Origin of the sequence: Hyphomicrobium zavarzinii ATCC 27496 (assembly GCF_000383415.1) — a bacterium.
GTDB classification, from domain to species: domain Bacteria; phylum Pseudomonadota; class Alphaproteobacteria; order Rhizobiales; family Hyphomicrobiaceae; genus Hyphomicrobium_C; species Hyphomicrobium_C zavarzinii.
The window spans coordinates 102,970-118,314 of record NZ_KB911263.1 but is presented as its reverse complement, the minus strand read 5'-3'; the positions used below and the strand labels follow the sequence as shown (position 1 = coordinate 118,314).

The 15,345-nt window shown below is 65.7% G+C and carries 15 protein-coding genes; 9 read left to right on the top strand and 6 right to left on the bottom strand.

Annotation, left to right across the window (positions count from 1 at the left end):
- Window positions 1-28: 28 nt before the first annotated feature.
- The 3 genes from F812_RS0120135 to F812_RS0120125 are packed head-to-tail and all read right to left on the bottom strand — an operon-like array spanning window position 29 to window position 4,943.
- Window positions 29-2,944 carry a DUF4159 domain-containing protein gene (locus F812_RS0120135; protein ID WP_020087786.1) on the bottom strand — a complete coding sequence of 972 codons (2,916 nt, stop codon included), beginning with the start codon at window positions 2,942-2,944 and terminating at the stop codon, window positions 29-31.
- A complete protein-coding gene (locus F812_RS0120130) occupies window positions 2,941-3,939 on the bottom strand; it encodes a DUF58 domain-containing protein (protein ID WP_020087785.1) in 999 nt (332 codons plus the stop codon). Before F812_RS0120130 ends, F812_RS0120135 begins: the two co-directional genes overlap by 4 nt.
- A gap of 5 nt (window positions 3,940-3,944) precedes the next feature.
- Entirely contained in the window at window positions 3,945-4,943 is a 999-nt protein-coding gene (locus F812_RS0120125; protein WP_020087784.1) for an AAA family ATPase, read from the bottom strand.
- A gap of 292 nt (window positions 4,944-5,235) precedes the next feature.
- Between F812_RS0120125 and F812_RS24825 the strand changes: the two genes are divergently transcribed.
- A complete protein-coding gene (locus tag F812_RS24825) occupies window positions 5,236-5,778 on the top strand; it encodes a DUF1285 domain-containing protein (protein ID WP_020087783.1) in 543 nt (180 codons plus the stop codon).
- A 5-nt stretch (window positions 5,779-5,783) separates the two neighbouring features.
- Here F812_RS24825 and F812_RS24820 read toward each other — a convergent pair whose 3' ends face one another.
- Complete coding sequence (locus F812_RS24820; RefSeq protein ID WP_020087782.1) at window positions 5,784-6,677, bottom strand: hypothetical protein; 894 nt, start codon at window positions 6,675-6,677, stop codon at window positions 5,784-5,786.
- Window positions 6,678-6,882: 205 nt separating this feature from the next.
- Between F812_RS24820 and F812_RS0120110 the strand changes: the two genes are divergently transcribed.
- From F812_RS0120110 to F812_RS0120080, 7 genes are all read left to right on the top strand, one after another.
- Window positions 6,883-7,026, top strand: coding sequence for an aa3-type cytochrome c oxidase subunit IV (locus tag F812_RS0120110; protein ID WP_020087781.1), 144 nt, complete (start codon window positions 6,883-6,885; stop codon window positions 7,024-7,026).
- 156 nt (window positions 7,027-7,182) lie between these two features.
- A complete protein-coding gene (locus F812_RS0120105) occupies window positions 7,183-8,322 on the top strand; it encodes a Re/Si-specific NAD(P)(+) transhydrogenase subunit alpha (protein WP_026868305.1) in 1,140 nt (379 codons plus the stop codon).
- 11 nt (window positions 8,323-8,333) lie between these two features.
- Window positions 8,334-8,768 carry a proton-translocating transhydrogenase family protein gene (locus F812_RS0120100; protein WP_020087779.1) on the top strand — a complete coding sequence of 145 codons (435 nt, stop codon included), beginning with the start codon at window positions 8,334-8,336 and terminating at the stop codon, window positions 8,766-8,768.
- Entirely contained in the window at window positions 8,768-9,370 is a 603-nt protein-coding gene (locus F812_RS0120095; RefSeq protein WP_020087778.1) for a hypothetical protein, read from the top strand. Before F812_RS0120100 ends, F812_RS0120095 begins: the two co-directional genes overlap by 1 nt.
- Window positions 9,371-9,376: 6 nt before the next feature.
- A complete protein-coding gene (locus F812_RS0120090; RefSeq protein ID WP_020087777.1) occupies window positions 9,377-10,780 on the top strand; it encodes an NAD(P)(+) transhydrogenase (Re/Si-specific) subunit beta in 1,404 nt (467 codons plus the stop codon).
- Window positions 10,781-10,830: 50 nt separating this feature from the next.
- Window positions 10,831-11,220 (top strand): rhodanese-like domain-containing protein, encoded by a 390-nt coding sequence (locus F812_RS0120085; protein ID WP_020087776.1) that lies wholly within the window; start codon window positions 10,831-10,833, stop codon window positions 11,218-11,220.
- Window positions 11,221-11,479: 259 nt separating this feature from the next.
- A complete protein-coding gene (locus F812_RS0120080) occupies window positions 11,480-12,007 on the top strand; it encodes a hypothetical protein (protein WP_020087775.1) in 528 nt (175 codons plus the stop codon).
- Between the two features lie 8 nt (window positions 12,008-12,015).
- Here the strand turns inward: F812_RS0120080 and F812_RS0120075 are convergent, their stop codons facing one another.
- Window positions 12,016-12,645 carry a LysM peptidoglycan-binding domain-containing protein gene (locus F812_RS0120075; RefSeq protein WP_020087774.1) on the bottom strand — a complete coding sequence of 210 codons (630 nt, stop codon included), beginning with the start codon at window positions 12,643-12,645 and terminating at the stop codon, window positions 12,016-12,018.
- A gap of 130 nt (window positions 12,646-12,775) precedes the next feature.
- On the opposite strand from F812_RS0120075, the gene F812_RS0120070 reads away from it, so the two are divergent.
- Window positions 12,776-13,606 (top strand): alpha/beta hydrolase, encoded by an 831-nt coding sequence (locus F812_RS0120070; protein WP_245257728.1) that lies wholly within the window; start codon window positions 12,776-12,778, stop codon window positions 13,604-13,606.
- A gap of 16 nt (window positions 13,607-13,622) precedes the next feature.
- Here the strand turns inward: F812_RS0120070 and F812_RS0120065 are convergent, their stop codons facing one another.
- On the bottom strand, window positions 13,623-15,257 hold the full coding sequence (locus tag F812_RS0120065) for a zinc metalloprotease HtpX (RefSeq protein WP_020087772.1): 1,635 nt from the start codon (window positions 15,255-15,257) through the stop codon (window positions 13,623-13,625).
- Between the last annotated feature and the right edge of the window lie 88 nt (window positions 15,258-15,345).

Genomic DNA, 15,345 nt, shown 5'->3' with positions numbered 1-15,345 from the left:
TTTGCTCTCGACTGTGTGCGTTGCGAACTCACTGCCCCAGACGCTCGAGCAGAGCGGGGACGTGGACCTGGTCGGCCTTGTAGTTGCCGGTCAGCGCATGCATGACGATGTTGATGCCGGTGCGCAGCGACATCTCGCGCTGGCTCTCGCCGCCGGGAACGACCGGGTAGAGCGGACGCCCGGAGCTGTCGAGCGCCCAGGCAGAGGCGAAATCGTTCGAGGTGATCATGATGGAGGTGACGCCGTCGGCGCGGCGCGCCTTGCGGCTTTCACCGTCGCCCTCATCGCTCGCTTCGACCCAGAGCTGGCCGCCTTCCCAGCGTCCGGGGAACGAGCGCAGCAGGTAGAACGACTTGGTCAGCACGTGATCCTCGGGAACGGGTTCGAGGCGCGGGACGTCGAGGGCGCCAACGAGGCGCTTCAGCGCCATTCCGTTGCGGCTCTCCATCGTCGATCCCGAGGGCATGCCGGTGCCGAAATCGCGCGTGTCGAAAATGATCATGCCGCCTTGCTTCATGTAGGCGTCGATCTTGGCGAGCGTCGGCTGGGGAAGGGGTTTGGCGCCTTCGATGACGGGCCAATAGAGCACGGGGAAAAACGCGATCTCGTCCTTCACGATGTCGACGGCGATCGGCTCGCCGGGCTCAACGGCGGTGCGGACTGCCAGGATGCGTGAGAGACCGGAGAGACCGGCCTTGCTCGTCGCGTCCGCGCCGGGGTCTCCGGTCAGCACGTAGCCGAGGGTGACGTTCTCCGTTGCCTTCTGGGCCGTCGTGCCGCCCGGCATATCGGCGATGTTCTCGGGGCGCGTGGATGGCGAGCCCGCGGGCGTTTGAGCCTTCGCAATGTTAGGCGTGAGGAGCGCGCCCGAAACGAGGGCGACGAGCAGGGCGCCTGCGGCCGTCCGCGCTCGCGGCTTCAGCCAGCTCGCGATCCAGCCGAGCGCGCCGAGAAGGGCGAGCACTGCGATGATGTCCGCGAAAATCAGCGCCAGCGAGCCCGTGAGCAGCGCGGGGGCGAGCGGCGTCGACGGCTGGCTTTCGTAGAGCATGCGCGAGGCTCCGGTCGGGCGGGCAGGAAGCGGAGCGAGCGTCGCCTTGGGACCCAGAACGTTGAGCGCGCGCGGACTTCCTTGTGCCCCATAGTAACCGGGCGGGTGAACAAGACTAGCCTCGACGGTTGCCAGTTTTTCAGCCGGAATGCCTTCGGCGGTGGGCGGCGGCGGGCGCAGGATGCCGAAGCCGTCCAGGGTCTGCACGGGAGCAAAGGCGTCGGGAGAGGCCGCGGCCGTTTCGCTGGTGGCGGCCTTGTCGGCGGCGGTGTCCTCGTTGGCGCCGACCGGAGCCAGGCTGCCGAGGGCTGTGATCCGCCGCAACATGTCGACGAAGAGGCCCGAGATCGGCAGGTTCGACCAGTCGGAATTGGCAGTCACGTGGAAGAGCACGACCTGGCCTGCGCCGAGGGTCGTCGCGGTGACGAGCGGCGTGCCGTCCGCCAGGCGGGCCCAGACCTTGACGGATGGCGTCAACTGAGCCGGGTCGGCGAGCACCTGCCGGCTGACGGTGACGTCCTTCGGAACCGGGATGCCGGTGAACAGGCTCGTGTTGTCGAAGTCGGCGAGGGGCTGCGGGCTCGACCAGGAGAGCGCGCCGCCGAGCGTGCGGCCTCCGACGCGAAGCGCGACCGGCAAGAGATCGTCGCCGCCGCTTTCGAGGCGGGGGCCTGCAAAGCGCACGAGCACGCCGCCTTTCTCGACCCAGGATTTCACGCGCTCCTTCACATCGCCCGACAGCGTTCCGATGTCGGCGAGCATCAGCACGCTCGCCTTCTGTTTCAGCACCGTATCGATGCCCTGGGCGAGGTTGTGATCCTTTGGCCGGATGATCTCGGCGTAGGGCTGCACGGCCTTTTCGAGATAGTAGAGGGGCGCGAGGAGGGGCTGCGACTGCTCCTGGCTTTCGCCCGAGATCATGCCGACGCGCTGCCATTGCGAGCGTCCGTCGAGCAGGCTCACGGCGCCTGCCGAATGCTCGGAGGCGATTTCGAGGCGCGTCACCTGGTTGCGCAATTCAAGGGGCAGATCGAACGTCACTTCGGCGGCCGTTGCCCCTGCAGAGAGCGTGAAAGGCGTCTCGCCAAGGCGCTGGCCACGGGCCGAGAACGCATCGATGCGGCCAGCGCGCGAAGATCCGCCGGTCCTCAAAACGGTCGCGATCAGCTTGCCATCCGGTCCGACGCCTGCCGTCAGCCCCAAGGGCTCCTCGCCGCTCGATTCCTCGACCACGGCAAACGTTCCGCCGGAGGCCGCAGTTTCGAGGCCGCTCGCGAAGGCCGCGGCCTCTTCCTTGTGATCGATGCCGTCGGTCAGCCAGAGAATGCTCGGGCCAGCGGCTTTCGTGGTGGCGAGCGTCTCGGTGAGAGCGGCAAGCGTTGCCTTGCGGTCTGGCGCGTAGGGGCGCGGCTGGAGCGCCGCGAGGGTGGCGCGCGCGTCGCTCGGCGCTTCGAGCTTCAGCGTTCTCGACTTCGTCTCGGGTGCTGTCTCGGCCACGATGACGGGCCGGTTCTGGCGCTGGGCGTCGGCGATGACCTGCTCGGCGAGCCCCGTGCGGCGCGTCCAGCCCGAGGCCGCGGCCCAGCCGTTGTCGATGACGAGCACGACGGGGCCGGTGCCGGTCAGGGCGCGGTCGCGCGTGGGGTTCAGCACGGGCTCGGCGAGGGCGAGAATGACAAGGGCGGCTGCGAGGAGGCGGATCAGCAGCAGCCACCAGGGCGTCTTGGCGGGCGTCTTCTCCTCGTTTTCGAGGCCGACGAGAATGCGCGTCGCCGGAAACTCCACCTGCTTCGGGCGGGGCGGAACGGTCTTCAGCAGCCAATAGATCAGCGGCAGCGTGGCGAGGCCCGCCAGCAGCCACGGATTGAGGAATGCCAGGGCGCCGAAGCTCATGGGGCTCCTTCAGTGCCGGGCGCGCCGTGCTCGGCGGCCCCCGGCGTCGGTATCTGCCAGCGGTATCCGGAATCGCGCCCTTCGAGGCGCATGATCAGGGTGAGCAACGGCTCGGTTGCCGGGCGGTCGGTATGATGGACGAGGAACGACCAGCCGAGACGCACGGCAAGCGCCTGCAACTCGTCGCGGTGCGCCTTGAGGCGGGCCTGGTAGCGGGTGCGAAGGCTTTCGGCGCGGTCCGCAATCCAGCTCTCTCCGCCTTCGAGGCCGAGGAACTCGGTGCGTCCTTCGTAAGGCAGGGTCTCCTCGGCGGGATCGAGCACCTGGATCATGTGACCCGTCGCGCCGTTCGCGGCCAGTACCTCGACGCTTTCGCGGATGGTCTCGATTGGATCAAGGAAATCGCTCGCGAGAATGAGCCCCGAGAAGCGGCTCACGCGCGCGTTCGACGGTTTGCCGGAGGCGAGTTGCGGTACGTCCGAATTCGAGGCGATGGCTTCCGCGATGCGGGTCGCGGCGCGCCGGCTCGAAGTCGGCTGTGTGAGGCCCAGAAGGCCCACGCGCTCGCCACTTCTGACCAGCAGCTCGGCGGCTGCGAGTGTGAGCACGAGGGCGCGATCGCGCTTCGTGACGGATGCGAGATGGCTACGGAAATTCATGGACGGAGACAGGTCCGGCCAGAGCCACAGCGTGTGCGCGGCCTCCCATTCCCGCTCGCGGACATAGAGATGATCGGAGCTGGCGGAGCGGCGCCAGTCGATCAGTTGCGCGGCGTCCTGAGGCTCGTAGGTGCGGAACTGCCAGAAGGTCTCGCCGGGACCGGCGCGGCGGCGGCCGTGGACGCCATGGGCCACGGTCTGCGCGATGCGGTCGGCTTCAAGCAGCAGGTCGGGCAGCCGGTCGGCCACGCCATGGGCGTCGCGCTCCAGGCTGAAAACCTGCGCGTCGTGCTGTTCGGATGACTTTCCGGGGATGCCCCCATGGGGCGCCGCCATCAGCTTTACTCCACCGCCTGGGCCAGGCGTGCGATGAGAGGACCAAGCTCCTCGCCCTCGGCTCGCGCCGCGAACGAGAGCGCCATGCGATGCTTGAGAACCGGCTCGGCCAGCTCGATCACGTCGTCGATCGAGGGGGCCAAGCGTCCGTCGATGAGCGCCTTGGCGCGCACGGCGAGCATCAAGGCCTGGCTGGCGCGGGGGCCGGGTCCCCATGCCACGAAGCGATCCGTGTCGGCATTGGCGCCGGTGCCCGGGCGCGCAGAGCGCACGAGTTTGAGGATCGCCTCCACGACCTTGTCGGGCACGGGGATCTGCCGCACGAGGCGTTGAATGCTCATCAGCTCGCCGGCGTTCAGCACGCTTTCGACGACGCGCTCGTCAGTACCTGTGGTCGCATACAACATACGCCGCTCGGCTGCGAGATCCGGGTAGGTGACGTCGATCTCGAGCAGGAAGCGGTCGAGCTGGGCTTCCGGCAGCGGGTAGGTGCCTTCCTGCTCCAGCGGGTTCTGGGTCGCGAGCACGTGGAACGGCTGGGGCACGTCATGGCGGGTGCCCGCCACCGTTACGTGATGCTCCTGCATGGCCTGTAGAAGGGCCGACTGTGTCTTGGGCGAGGCTCGGTTGATCTCGTCCGCCATCAGAAGCTGGGTGAAGATCGGTCCCTTGATGAAGCGGAACGAGCGGCGCTGGCCAGGGCTCTCCTCCAGCACCTCTGAGCCGATGATGTCGGACGGCATGAGGTCAGGCGTGAACTGGATGCGCTTCGCGTCGAGGCCGAGCACGCGGCCGAGCGTCTCGACGAGAAGGGTCTTGGCGAGACCGGGAACGCCGATGAGAAGCGCGTGTCCACCAGAGAGGATGGTGATCAGCGTCCGCTCGATCACCACGTCCTGGCCGAAAATCACCGAGCCGGCCGCTTTGTGGGCGCGCTTGATGCGCTCGGCCGCCGCTTCGAGCTTTGGCACAATCGCTTCTTCAGTCTGGATGACGGTGCTCATGGATGGAAAGGGCCCAGCTCTCGTGTTTAAAGGGGCGCCGCCGGGACAAGCCTGACGCGCATCTTAGGGATGTGACCGGCTCGCGGGGCTCCAGGTCAAGTTAATACTCGGTAAGACGCCTCGGGATACTACCTTACCCATTGAAATGCGCGTGAAGCGGATGGCAAACGAAGGGCTGAGGCGGGGTGCGATCGCGGCTTCCCCCATCCTCCTGTTTTGCGGCAGGCGAGCATTTGACTAATGGTCTGACCGAGCCATGATTTTCACGAGTTGAGCGCGAGACGCGGACACGATGGACAGGCTCCAGGATCTTCTCAAGAACGCTGACCAGAGCGGCGCCGCGCCGGTCGAGCGCTGGAACCCGCCCTATTGCGGCGACATCGGTCTTGCCATCGCCCGTGACGGGAGCTGGCACTACCAGGGCAGCCGCATTCCCCGCCCGGCGCTGGTGAAGCTCTTTGCACGCGTCCTGCGGCGCGACGAGGATGGGCGCTACTTCCTGGTGACCCCGGTCGAGAAGGTCGACGTGGCGGTGGCAGACGTCCCGTTCATCGCCGTCGAGATGGAGGCCAGCGGGGCGGGGCGCGGGCAGTCTCTGCTGTTCCGCACCAATGTGGATGACGTCGTCAGATGCGGAGCTGACCATCCGCTCCGGTTCGTGGCGGAGGGGCGGGACGGAGGGCTCAAGCCCTATGTCCACGTGCGAGGCCGCCTGGACGCGCTGGTGACGCGGGCGCTGGTGTACGATCTCGTCGATCTCGCGTGCGAAGGTCCCGATGGATCCGGCCTCGGGATCTGGAGCGAGGGGGTCTTCTTTCCGTTGCCGGACGTGTGAGCCTGCTAGGGGGCGGAGGCCGTGGCCCGCTCCTTCGGCGGCGGCGCGGTGGCCGGGCTGGCCTCGTTCGGCGCGTCCTTTTTGGCTTCGGCCTTGGCGGAAGCGGGCGTGGACGCAGCATCGGCTTTCACCGGCGCGGGCTTCTCCGCCTTCGTGGCGGCCTTCGCAGCCTCCGTTTTGGCGGCCGGGGTTTTCACCGCGGGCGCCGCGACCTTGGTCTTGCTGTCCTTCCCATCCTTCTTGTCCGCCGTTTCCGGTTTCGCGTCGGGCCCATAGCGCTTGGCGCACTGGGAGTGCATGAACTTGTTGATCGACTTGATCATCGGGCGGTGGAAGATGCCGATCGAATCCTCGAGCTTGGCGGCGGTCCAGATGGTCGACTTGACGTCGGCCGGGCCGTCGATGCTTTCGAGGTTGATCCAGACCTTGTCGGCCTTTCCACCCTTGAACACCAGCTTCGGCGCGACCTTGGCGGTCAGCGGCTTGACCTGGCCTTCACGCTCGATGACGCAGTTGACCTCGTGGGCGGGGATGAAAACGGTGTGCTTCGGCTTGGTGAGCGCCGCGACGATGTCGGCGCGGCCGAGCTTCAGGTTCACCGAGCAGCGCGCATCGCCGAATCCCCAGGACACACCCTTGCTTTCGCCGCCCTCTAGGGAGGATTTCGCCCAGGTCTTCTGAACGTCACACTTGAGGTCGTCGCCCTTGGCGCTCTTGTCGAGAATCATCGTGCAGAGACGCTTTTCGCAGGCCTTGAGCGCGGGCATCTCGCCGGGTGGCTCTTCGAGCGCGAAGGCCGGCAGAGCCAGTGCCGCGAGCGCGGCCAGGGCGGCAGCGAGTCGACCAAATCGGGTGTATGTTCCGTCGAGAAACGGTCCGGCGGTCAGACGTTTGGGCATCAGAGGCTCCTGCAGCCCACTCCGTCTTTGGTCGACGTTTGGAGGGGCTTGCCGGTACTGACACCTGATTTGGCCCAGATTTAGGCCCTTCCCGCGGCAGTTCCGGGGTTTGATCTTCCGCACGTAGAACGCGCGGCGGGCTTGATGCGCGGGGTGGCTTGGGTTACCAAGCGAATATAACCAATGCACATCCCGGGAGGTTTTTATGGGGGTCAATACAGCGGGCGGTCATCCGGCAATGGACTACGCTGAGCACAACCGCACGTATGCAAACTTCATCGGCTGGACCAAGTTCGCGATCGTGTTCCTTGTCCTGCTGCTTGCCGGCATGGCGTTCTTCCTCGTCTAATCCAAGACTTCACGAGCGTGTCCGGGTGTCGGATGGCGCGCTGACTGGCGATTTTTCGCACGGCTCGCTGTTGTGGACGCCTGGCACGCTGTGCTTGCCGGGGATGGCCCCGGGGCCGGCATGGCCGGTCTCATCGACGTGTCTACGGATGGTCCGATGGTTACGATTGCTGTGACGGCCGAAGGGCCGGATGAGCCGCGCGTCGCGGTCTCGCCCGAGACGGTGAAAAAGCTCGCGGCGCTTGGCGCAAAGGTTCGCGTCCAGAGCGGCGCGGGGCTTCGCTCCCGTTTCTCCGACGAGGTGCTCAAGGCGCAAGGCGCGGAGATCGCCGGCACGGCTGCGGAGACGCTGGCCGGGGCCGACATCCTGCTCAAGGTGCGCCGTCCCTCGGTGGACGAGGTCAAGCAGCTCAAGCCGGGTGCCATCGTGGCGGCGATCCTGGACCCCTACGACAAGGCCGGTATCGAGCCGCTGGCGGGGACGGGCGCGAGCCTCTTCTCCATGGAGTTCATGCCGCGCATCAGCCGTGCCCAGTCGATGGACGTGCTGTCGAGCCAGGCCAACCTTGCCGGCTACAAGGCGGTGGTGGATGCCGCTTCGCAGTTCGGACAGGCACTGCCGATGATGATGACCGCTGCCGGCACCGTTCCGGCGGCCAAGGCCTTCATCATGGGCGTCGGCGTCGCGGGTCTGCAGGCAATCGCGACGGCGCGACGTCTCGGCGCGGTGGTGTCGGCGACGGACGTGCGCCCAGCCACGAAGGAGCAGGTGCAGTCGCTCGGCGCGAAGTTCATCGCGGTCGAGGATGACGAGTTCAAGCAGGCGCAGACGGCTGCCGGTTACGCCAAGCCGATGTCGCCGGAGTATCAAGCCAAGCAGGCCGAGCTGGTGGCCAGCCACATCAAGACCCAGGACATCGTCATCACGACCGCGCTCATTCCCGGCCGTCCGGCGCCGCGTCTCATCACGCGCGCCATGGTCGAGAGCATGAAGCCCGGCTCGGTGATCGTGGATCTCGCCGCCGAGCGCGGCGGCAACTGCGAGGCGACGGTGCCGGGGCAGACGGTGGAAGTCTCGGGCGTGAAGATCGTCGGACCCATCAATCTTGCGGGCACGGTGCCGGTCAACGCGTCGAACCTCTACGCGAAGAACCTCTATACGTTCCTCGAGCTCTTCTTCGACAAGAAGGAGAAGGTGCTCAAGGTCAACTGGGACGACGAGATCCTGAAGGGGACGCTGGTCGCCAAGGACGGCAAGATCGTGCATCCCAGCCTCGCTCCGCAACCGGCCGCCTGAGGGTCCTGCTCATGAAAAAGGCATCGCTTTTCCTTTCTCCGCTCGCCGCGGGATTGGGCGCGGCTCTCGCGCTCGCTCTCTCCGGCCAGGCGGCTTTCGCGTCCGGTGACGGCATCGGCGGCGCGGTCGATCCCTCGATCTATCGCCTCATGGTGTTCGTGATGGCGATCTTCGTCGGCTATTACGTGGTGTGGAGCGTCACGCCCGCGCTGCACACGCCGCTGATGAGCGTCACCAATGCGATCAGCTCCGTAATCGTGGTCGGCGCACTGCTCGCGGTCGGCGTCGAGCTCGTCGCTGAAGGCACGACGCTCGCTCGCATCTTCGGGTTCCTCGCCCTGGTGATGGCCTCGATCAACATCTTCGGCGGCTTCCTTGTCACCAGCCGCATGCTCGCGATGTACAAGAAGAAGGACAGCGCCGGCGGCAAGGGTGGACGTCACTGATGCTCCGTCGCCTGGGAGAAACGCTTCGGCTTCCGGCCGTGCCGGCTCGGCGCTTCTTGCGCCGTCCGGGAGCGTTGACACTTGCGTTTCTCCTGCTCGCCGGATCGTACGGCATCGCCGCCGCCCGCAGCCTCAGCGGCGACGAAGTCGGCTCGCTGAAGGCGACGGTTCAACGGTTCGATGCTGCCATGCGCGGGAGCGACTATGGCGTGGTGGTGGACACCATTCCGCCCCGCGTTCTCTCGCACATCGCGGAGCAGGCGGGCCTCGAGAGAGACAAGCTTCGCACGCTCGTTATCGGGATGACGAAGCAGGCGCTCGAGACCGTGAAGCTCGTCTCGTTCGGCATGGATACGTCCAAGCTGGAGGAGAAGCAGCTTGCCGACGGAACGCCGTTTGCGTTGATCCCGACTATCACCGTGATGGATGCCGGAAACGGCAATATCTCGGTGAACTCCCACACGCTGGCGCTGATGGACGGGGGAGCCTGGTATCTGCTCCGGGTCAGCGAAGTGCAGCAGATCGAAATTCTGAGGAAGGTCTATCCCGAGTTCGCCGGAGTGGTGTTTCCCACCGGCTCGGTTGAAGCCATGAAGGACTAATTCGTCATGACCGCCAATGCCGCTGCGTTCCTCTACCTCGTCGCCGGTGTGCTGTTCATCCTGGCGCTACGCGGCCTTTCTCATCCGGAGACGAGCCGCAAAGGCAATCTCTACGGCATGATCGGCATGACGATCGCCGTGCTGACGACGCTCGCGGTGTCGAGCCCGCAGAACGTGCTGACGTGGCTGCTGATCTTCGCTGGCCTCGGCCTCGGCGCGGGGATCGGTGCCGTCATCGCCAAGAAAATCCCGATGACCCAGATGCCGGAGCTGGTGGCCGCGTTCCACTCGCTCGTCGGTCTCGCGGCGGTGTTCGTCGCGGCGGCGGCGCTCTATGCACCCGAGGCTTTCGGCATCGGCCATCCAGGCTCCATCGCGCCCGCAAGCCTCGTGGAAATGGGACTCGGCCTCGCTATCGGCGCCATCACGTTCACGGGTTCGGTGATCGCGTTCGCGAAGCTCTCGGGCCGCATGTCGGGCGCGCCGATCATCCTGCCCATGCGCCATGTGGTGAACCTCGGCCTGTTCCTTGCGCTCGCCGTGCTCATCTACAAGTTCTGCATTTCGGGTGGCGATGCGACGCTGTTCTGGGCGATCACTGCCATCGCGCTGGTGTTCGGCGTGCTGATCATCATCCCGATCGGCGGCGCGGACATGCCGGTCGTGGTGTCGATGCTCAACTCCTACTCAGGCTGGGCGGCCGCCGGCATCGGCTTCACGCTCGGCAACATCGCCCTCATTATCACGGGCGCGCTGGTCGGCTCGTCGGGTGCCATCCTTTCCTACATCATGTGCAAGGGCATGAACCGCAGCTTCATCTCGGTGATCGCGGGCGGTTTCGGCGGCGAGACGGCGGCGGCCGGCGGCGGCGGCGAGCAGAAGCCGGTGAAGCTCGGATCTGCCGAGGACGCGGCCTACATCCTCAAGAACGCCTCCAAGGTCATCATCGTGCCCGGCTACGGCATGGCCGTCGCCCAAGCTCAGCACGCGCTGCGCGAAATGGCCGACAATCTGAAGAAGGCCGGCGTCGAGGTGAAGTACGCGATCCATCCCGTGGCTGGCCGTATGCCGGGACACATGAACGTGCTGCTCGCGGAAGCGAACGTGCCTTATGACGAGGTGTTCGAGCTCGAGGACATCAATTCCGAGTTCTCGCAGGCCGATGCGGTCTACGTCATCGGCGCCAACGACGTCGTGAACCCCGCGGCCGAGGACGACAAGTCCTCGCCAATCTACGGCATGCCCGTGCTGCAGGTGTGGAAGGCCGCGACCGTGTTCTTCAATAAGCGCTCGCTCGCGTCGGGCTATGCCGGCATCGACAATCCCGTATTCTATCGCGACAACACCGTGATGGTGCTCGGCGACGCGAAGAAGATGACGGAAGAGATTGCCAAGGCCCTTGGCCACTAATCCGATGATCGCGGCCGCGCGCTCGTGCGGCCGCCGCTGGTGATCTACGCATGAAGGTCGGCTACCGACAGCTCCTCGACGCGGCGAACGCCGAGATCACGACGCTCGGTGCCGCCGAGGTGCGTAACCTCGCCGATCGGGGCGAGATCCAGCTCGTCGACTTGCGGGACCGCCGCGAGCTCGAGCGCGAGGGGCGTATTCCCGGTGCGTTCCATTGCCCGCGTGGAATGCTGGAATTCTGGATCGATCCCGAGAGCCCGTATCACAAGCCGGTCTTCGCGGAGCCGCGCCGTTTCGTATTCTACTGCGCGAGCGGATGGCGCTCGGCCCTCGCGACCAAGGCCGCGCAGGACATGGGGCTCGATTCCGTGGCGCATCTCGGCGGCGGGTTCACCGCATGGCGCGAGGCCGGGTTTCCGGTCGAGCCGGTTTCGAAATAGCAAGCGCCACGCCGAGAACGGCGACGCGATTCTCAGAGCCTCACACCCCTACAGCCATCGCACACGCGCCATCGCACGGGCCTCCGCCGGCTGATGATCTGGTGCGTTCTTTCGATTTGACCTTGACCGCCAGCGGCTTGAGGTGCGGCTGCGCACAGTGCCCGCCGGTGCGTCAAACTTATCCCCTTGCGGGAGAGATCGGGAAGACTCTAGCCTTCGTTCAACAGTCGAGCACTGTACGCATCCTAGGGGTCGCGGAATGAGGGTATCGGCACTCTCGCTCGTTCTTGCACTGCTGGCCATCGGCGGCCGCCCTGCGGTTGCCGAAGGGCTGGAGGTTCAGCCCATCATCGGCGGCAACCCGATGCGCTGCTATGACTATCGGGGCGCCCTCGTCCGCACGCTGCAGACGACGCAACTGGGCGACGTGGGCCGCGCCTCCATCATCCAGCGTATGCCGATCATCTCGCTCGATACGGAGCGGATGGCGAAGCTGCCTGCCAAATTGCAGATCTTCTTCTTCATGCACGAATGCGCCCATCACGTGCTGGGGCATGTCATCCAGCCGACTTTGCAGAGCGAGCGCGATGCGGATTGCTGGGCCTCCAACTATGGGCGTTGGGCGGGGCTCTTCACGCGCAAGGACGTGGAGGACTTCGCGCCCTTCTTCGCGAAGAGCAACGGCTCGAAGTTCGGCCATCTGGCCGGACCGGAGCGGCAGGCGTACATCCTGATGTGTTTCGATACGCCTGCGAGCGAGCCCGCGATTTACGCCCATAGCCGGTAGCGCCAACCTCAGCGGTAGCGCGTGGGGATCACGAGGCGCTGGCCGATGGCGATGCGTTCGCTGGGCAGCCGGTTGGCGGCCACGAGATCTCCGACCGGTACATTGTAGCGGCGCGAGAGACCGTAAAGCGTATCGCCCTCCCGCACCTCGACGATGTTCGGGCTATGCGTCGGCTGCTGCGGGGGAACCGGAGCCGAGGCTTGGGGTTGAGGTTGCGTCCATTGGGTGCGTGGCGTCTGCTGCCAGCGAAGGCCGGGGTCGCCGGAAGGACCAAGGCTTCCCGTCTGTACGGGGGACGAAGCGTAACCGGGCTGGCCGCCGTAGTAAGGGGCCGCAGCCACCTGACGCGGCGTGGGCTGGCCGGGATCTACGTATTGGCGCGGAGCTTGGGCGTAGGGGCGGCCGTAGGTGCCGTTCGAGTAGGCGCTGCCGTTGCCGTAGTTTGAATAGGAGCCGGGCGACGATCCGTCCGGATAGGAGCGCGGCTGCTCGCGCACCATGCCTTGCTCGGGGCGCTGAGAGAGGCTTGCGGAGGTGAAGGATTCCTGGGTGCCGCCGGAGCTGCAACCGGCGAGAGTGGCCGACAGGCCGGAGAGAACCAGCGCGCTGGCGCCGATTGAGCGGGGACGGGAACGCATGACCAATTACTCCGCAAACGCATACAACCTCAAGAAGCGCAGCTTTTGGTTAATGGAGCCTTAAGGATCGCGGCGCCGGCCGTGATATGGTCGCGTCGAAGGTAAGCGTTGCGGAGATCTGAGATTGAGGGTGATCCTCGGGGCAGCAGCGGGAGTGGTGATGGCGATGGGTTTGTTGGCGGCGATCGTTCCCACGCTTCAGCGCAAGCTCATGTACTTTCCGGATACGACGTACTTCACGCCGGAGCGCGCAGGGCTCAAGGGCGTATCCGAGGAGGTGCTGAAAACGCCGGACGGGGCACGCGTGCTCGCGTGGTACGGACCGGCGAAGCCCGGACAGCCTACGCTTCTCTATTTCCACGGCAACGCTGGCTCACTCGAGACGCGCACCGAACGGATTCGCAAGTACACGGCTCGTGGCGTCGGCATCTTCATGATGACGTACCGCGGTTTCGGCGGCAGCACGGGGCATCCGTCCGAAGCCGCGAACGTGGCGGATGCGATGCTTGCTTATGACCGTCTCGTCGCGAAGGGCGTCGCGGCGCGTGACATCATCGTCTACGGGGAATCGCTTGGCACGAGCGTGGCGGTGCAGGTGGCCGCGGTGAAGCCCGTCGCGGGCATCGTGCTCGATGCGCCTTACACATCAATGGTGGACCTTGCGGCGCTCCATCATCCTTTCATCCCGGGCCGCTGGTTCATGACGGACCGCTACGAGACCTACCGGCACATCGCGAGCGTGACGGCGCCGCTGCTGATCATCCATGGCGAGGCCGACGACATCGTGCCGGTGGAAATGGGCCGCAAGATCTACGCGCTCGCGCCGGGCGAGAAGACGCTCAAGACGTTTCGCGGCGCGGGTCACGCGGACCACTACCTCTTCGGCTCCTACGAGGCCATCCACGCCTGGATCGACGCCTTGCGAAGCAACGAGGCCCTGCGCCGCAGTAAATCGGGGTAGGCCGGAACCGCCGCCGTCACGGTGTGGCGCTGGCGAACGTCACGAGCCCGATCACGGCGAGGATTGCGTAGACCAGCAGCGGCACGATTATCCCCGCGAGGTAGGGGTATGCCTTGAGCCGTCCCGCCGTCGTGTTCAGCTCGCTCAGGATGACGTAACCGCCCATGCTGCGGCGGAACCATCCCGTTGCTTCGCCCTTGGCCCCGATATGCGGCTTCACGCGCTTCCAGCCGGTCCACAGATCGCCGAGCGGCCCCCAGAGCGAGCGGAAATCGACGCTCGTGCGGCCCGTGCGATCGGCGAATATGGTGTCCTCTCCGATCACGGAGCCTGCGTTGGCGCGGCCGATGACCTCTCCTTCGAGACGCACCGGGCGGCCCACGATGGGTGAGGCGGCCACGTCCCCCATCAGCTCGACAACGGTCTGGTTCGCCGGTGCCGAGAATGGATAGGTGATGGGGATGAGCAATGCCCATGCGAGGATGGCGGCGGGAACCGCCAGCACGGCGATCATCGGGATGCCGGTCGCAAGGCCCGCTCCGACGCCGACGACGAGTGTCGCGAGGGGAAGCAGCGGCAGCATCAGCTCGCGCAGGAATTTCCGCCACAAGGCGGGCTTGTCGACATTGGCGCGCCGCGCGGCTCCTTCGATGTCGATCTCCTGGAAACTCTGCTGCTTGGCCTTGGCGATGGCTGCAAGCGCGTTGATGCGCTTTCCCGTGAGCGGGTGCGTGGAGCTCAGCTCGATGAGCTTCGCCCAGGGATTGTAGATGTCGAACAGCATCGCATTGGCCGTGGCCTCGGGGTGCAGCTTCGAGGCTTCCACGACGAGCCCCAGATGGCTCGCGCCCTTGAAGTCCACGACGCCCATGTGGCGCGTGGAAGCGAGAAGCTCGCGGGTCTGGTCGGTGTCGGCCGCTTCCGCGATTCCGTATGCGATTTTTACGAGAGCGTTGGCGAGGTGGCGGGCTTCCACGCGATCGGCGGCGAAGCTGTCGGCGAGGTATTCGCGCGTGCGGCTGAGGTAGAGCAGGATGTAGGTGCCGAGCACGTACATCACGTAGGCGGCGAAGCCGACGATGGCGAGATTGTTCTTGCTCTTGGAGCTTCCGGACGACCGGGTCTGGCGCGTGAGGCTCGAGTAGATGACGTAGAGCATCTGCACGAGCGTGCCGGCGACCGTCATGACGAGGAAGTCGCGGTTGACGATGTGGCCCAGCTCGTGGGCGACGACGGCGCGCGTCTCCTCCTCGTTCAGGAACTCGAAGATGCCATCGGTCAGCACGATGCGCGCGCCGGGCCGGAACAGGCCGTAGGTGAAGGCCGTGGGGTTGCGATCGGGGATGATGCCGACGGACGGCGCTTTGAAGCGGTACTCTCGCGCAACGTCATGAATGATGCCGTGGACGTGCGGGTAGCGCGATTTCAGCGTGGCGTCGTCGATGAACTCGACCTTGTTCACCCACCGCAGCATCCAGTCCGTGATCCAGGGGCTGATGAAGAAGATGACGGCGTTGATGATGAGAACCAGGACAAGGGCAAAGCCCACGTCCAGACTGCCGGCTGCGACGAGGGCGGCGATCACCACGCCTGCCACCATCGCGGTGAGGAGTGAAAGGGTCACGAGGGAAGCGAAATAAAGCTTGGCCATCTGTGCGCGCTCACTCCTGCTGGAATAGCGTTTCAACGAGAAGCGATGCTCGCGCTGTCGCCCTCATCTCGTGCGTAGAACTGTTCTG

Coding starts and splice junctions, on each gene's coding strand:
- F812_RS0120095 (WP_020087778.1), top strand. CDS start 8,768: ATGCTCCGTCGCCTGGGAGAAACGCTTCGGCTTCCGGCCGTGCCGGCT.
- F812_RS24825 (WP_020087783.1), top strand. CDS start 5,236: ATGGACAGGCTCCAGGATCTTCTCAAGAACGCTGACCAGAGCGGCGCC.
- F812_RS24820 (WP_020087782.1), bottom strand. CDS start 6,677: ATGCCCAAACGTCTGACCGCCGGACCGTTTCTCGACGGAACATACACC.
- F812_RS0120090 (WP_020087777.1), top strand. CDS start 9,377: ATGACCGCCAATGCCGCTGCGTTCCTCTACCTCGTCGCCGGTGTGCTG.
- F812_RS0120130 (WP_020087785.1), bottom strand. CDS start 3,939: ATGGCGGCGCCCCATGGGGGCATCCCCGGAAAGTCATCCGAACAGCAC.
- F812_RS0120100 (WP_020087779.1), top strand. CDS start 8,334: ATGAAAAAGGCATCGCTTTTCCTTTCTCCGCTCGCCGCGGGATTGGGC.
- F812_RS0120080 (WP_020087775.1), top strand. CDS start 11,480: ATGAGGGTATCGGCACTCTCGCTCGTTCTTGCACTGCTGGCCATCGGC.
- F812_RS0120135 (WP_020087786.1), bottom strand. CDS start 2,944: ATGAGCTTCGGCGCCCTGGCATTCCTCAATCCGTGGCTGCTGGCGGGC.
- F812_RS0120105 (WP_026868305.1), top strand. CDS start 7,183: ATGGTTACGATTGCTGTGACGGCCGAAGGGCCGGATGAGCCGCGCGTC.
- F812_RS0120125 (WP_020087784.1), bottom strand. CDS start 4,943: ATGAGCACCGTCATCCAGACTGAAGAAGCGATTGTGCCAAAGCTCGAA.
- F812_RS0120085 (WP_020087776.1), top strand. CDS start 10,831: ATGAAGGTCGGCTACCGACAGCTCCTCGACGCGGCGAACGCCGAGATC.
- F812_RS0120110 (WP_020087781.1), top strand. CDS start 6,883: ATGGGGGTCAATACAGCGGGCGGTCATCCGGCAATGGACTACGCTGAG.
- F812_RS0120065 (WP_020087772.1), bottom strand. CDS start 15,257: ATGGCCAAGCTTTATTTCGCTTCCCTCGTGACCCTTTCACTCCTCACC.
- F812_RS0120075 (WP_020087774.1), bottom strand. CDS start 12,645: ATGCGTTCCCGTCCCCGCTCAATCGGCGCCAGCGCGCTGGTTCTCTCC.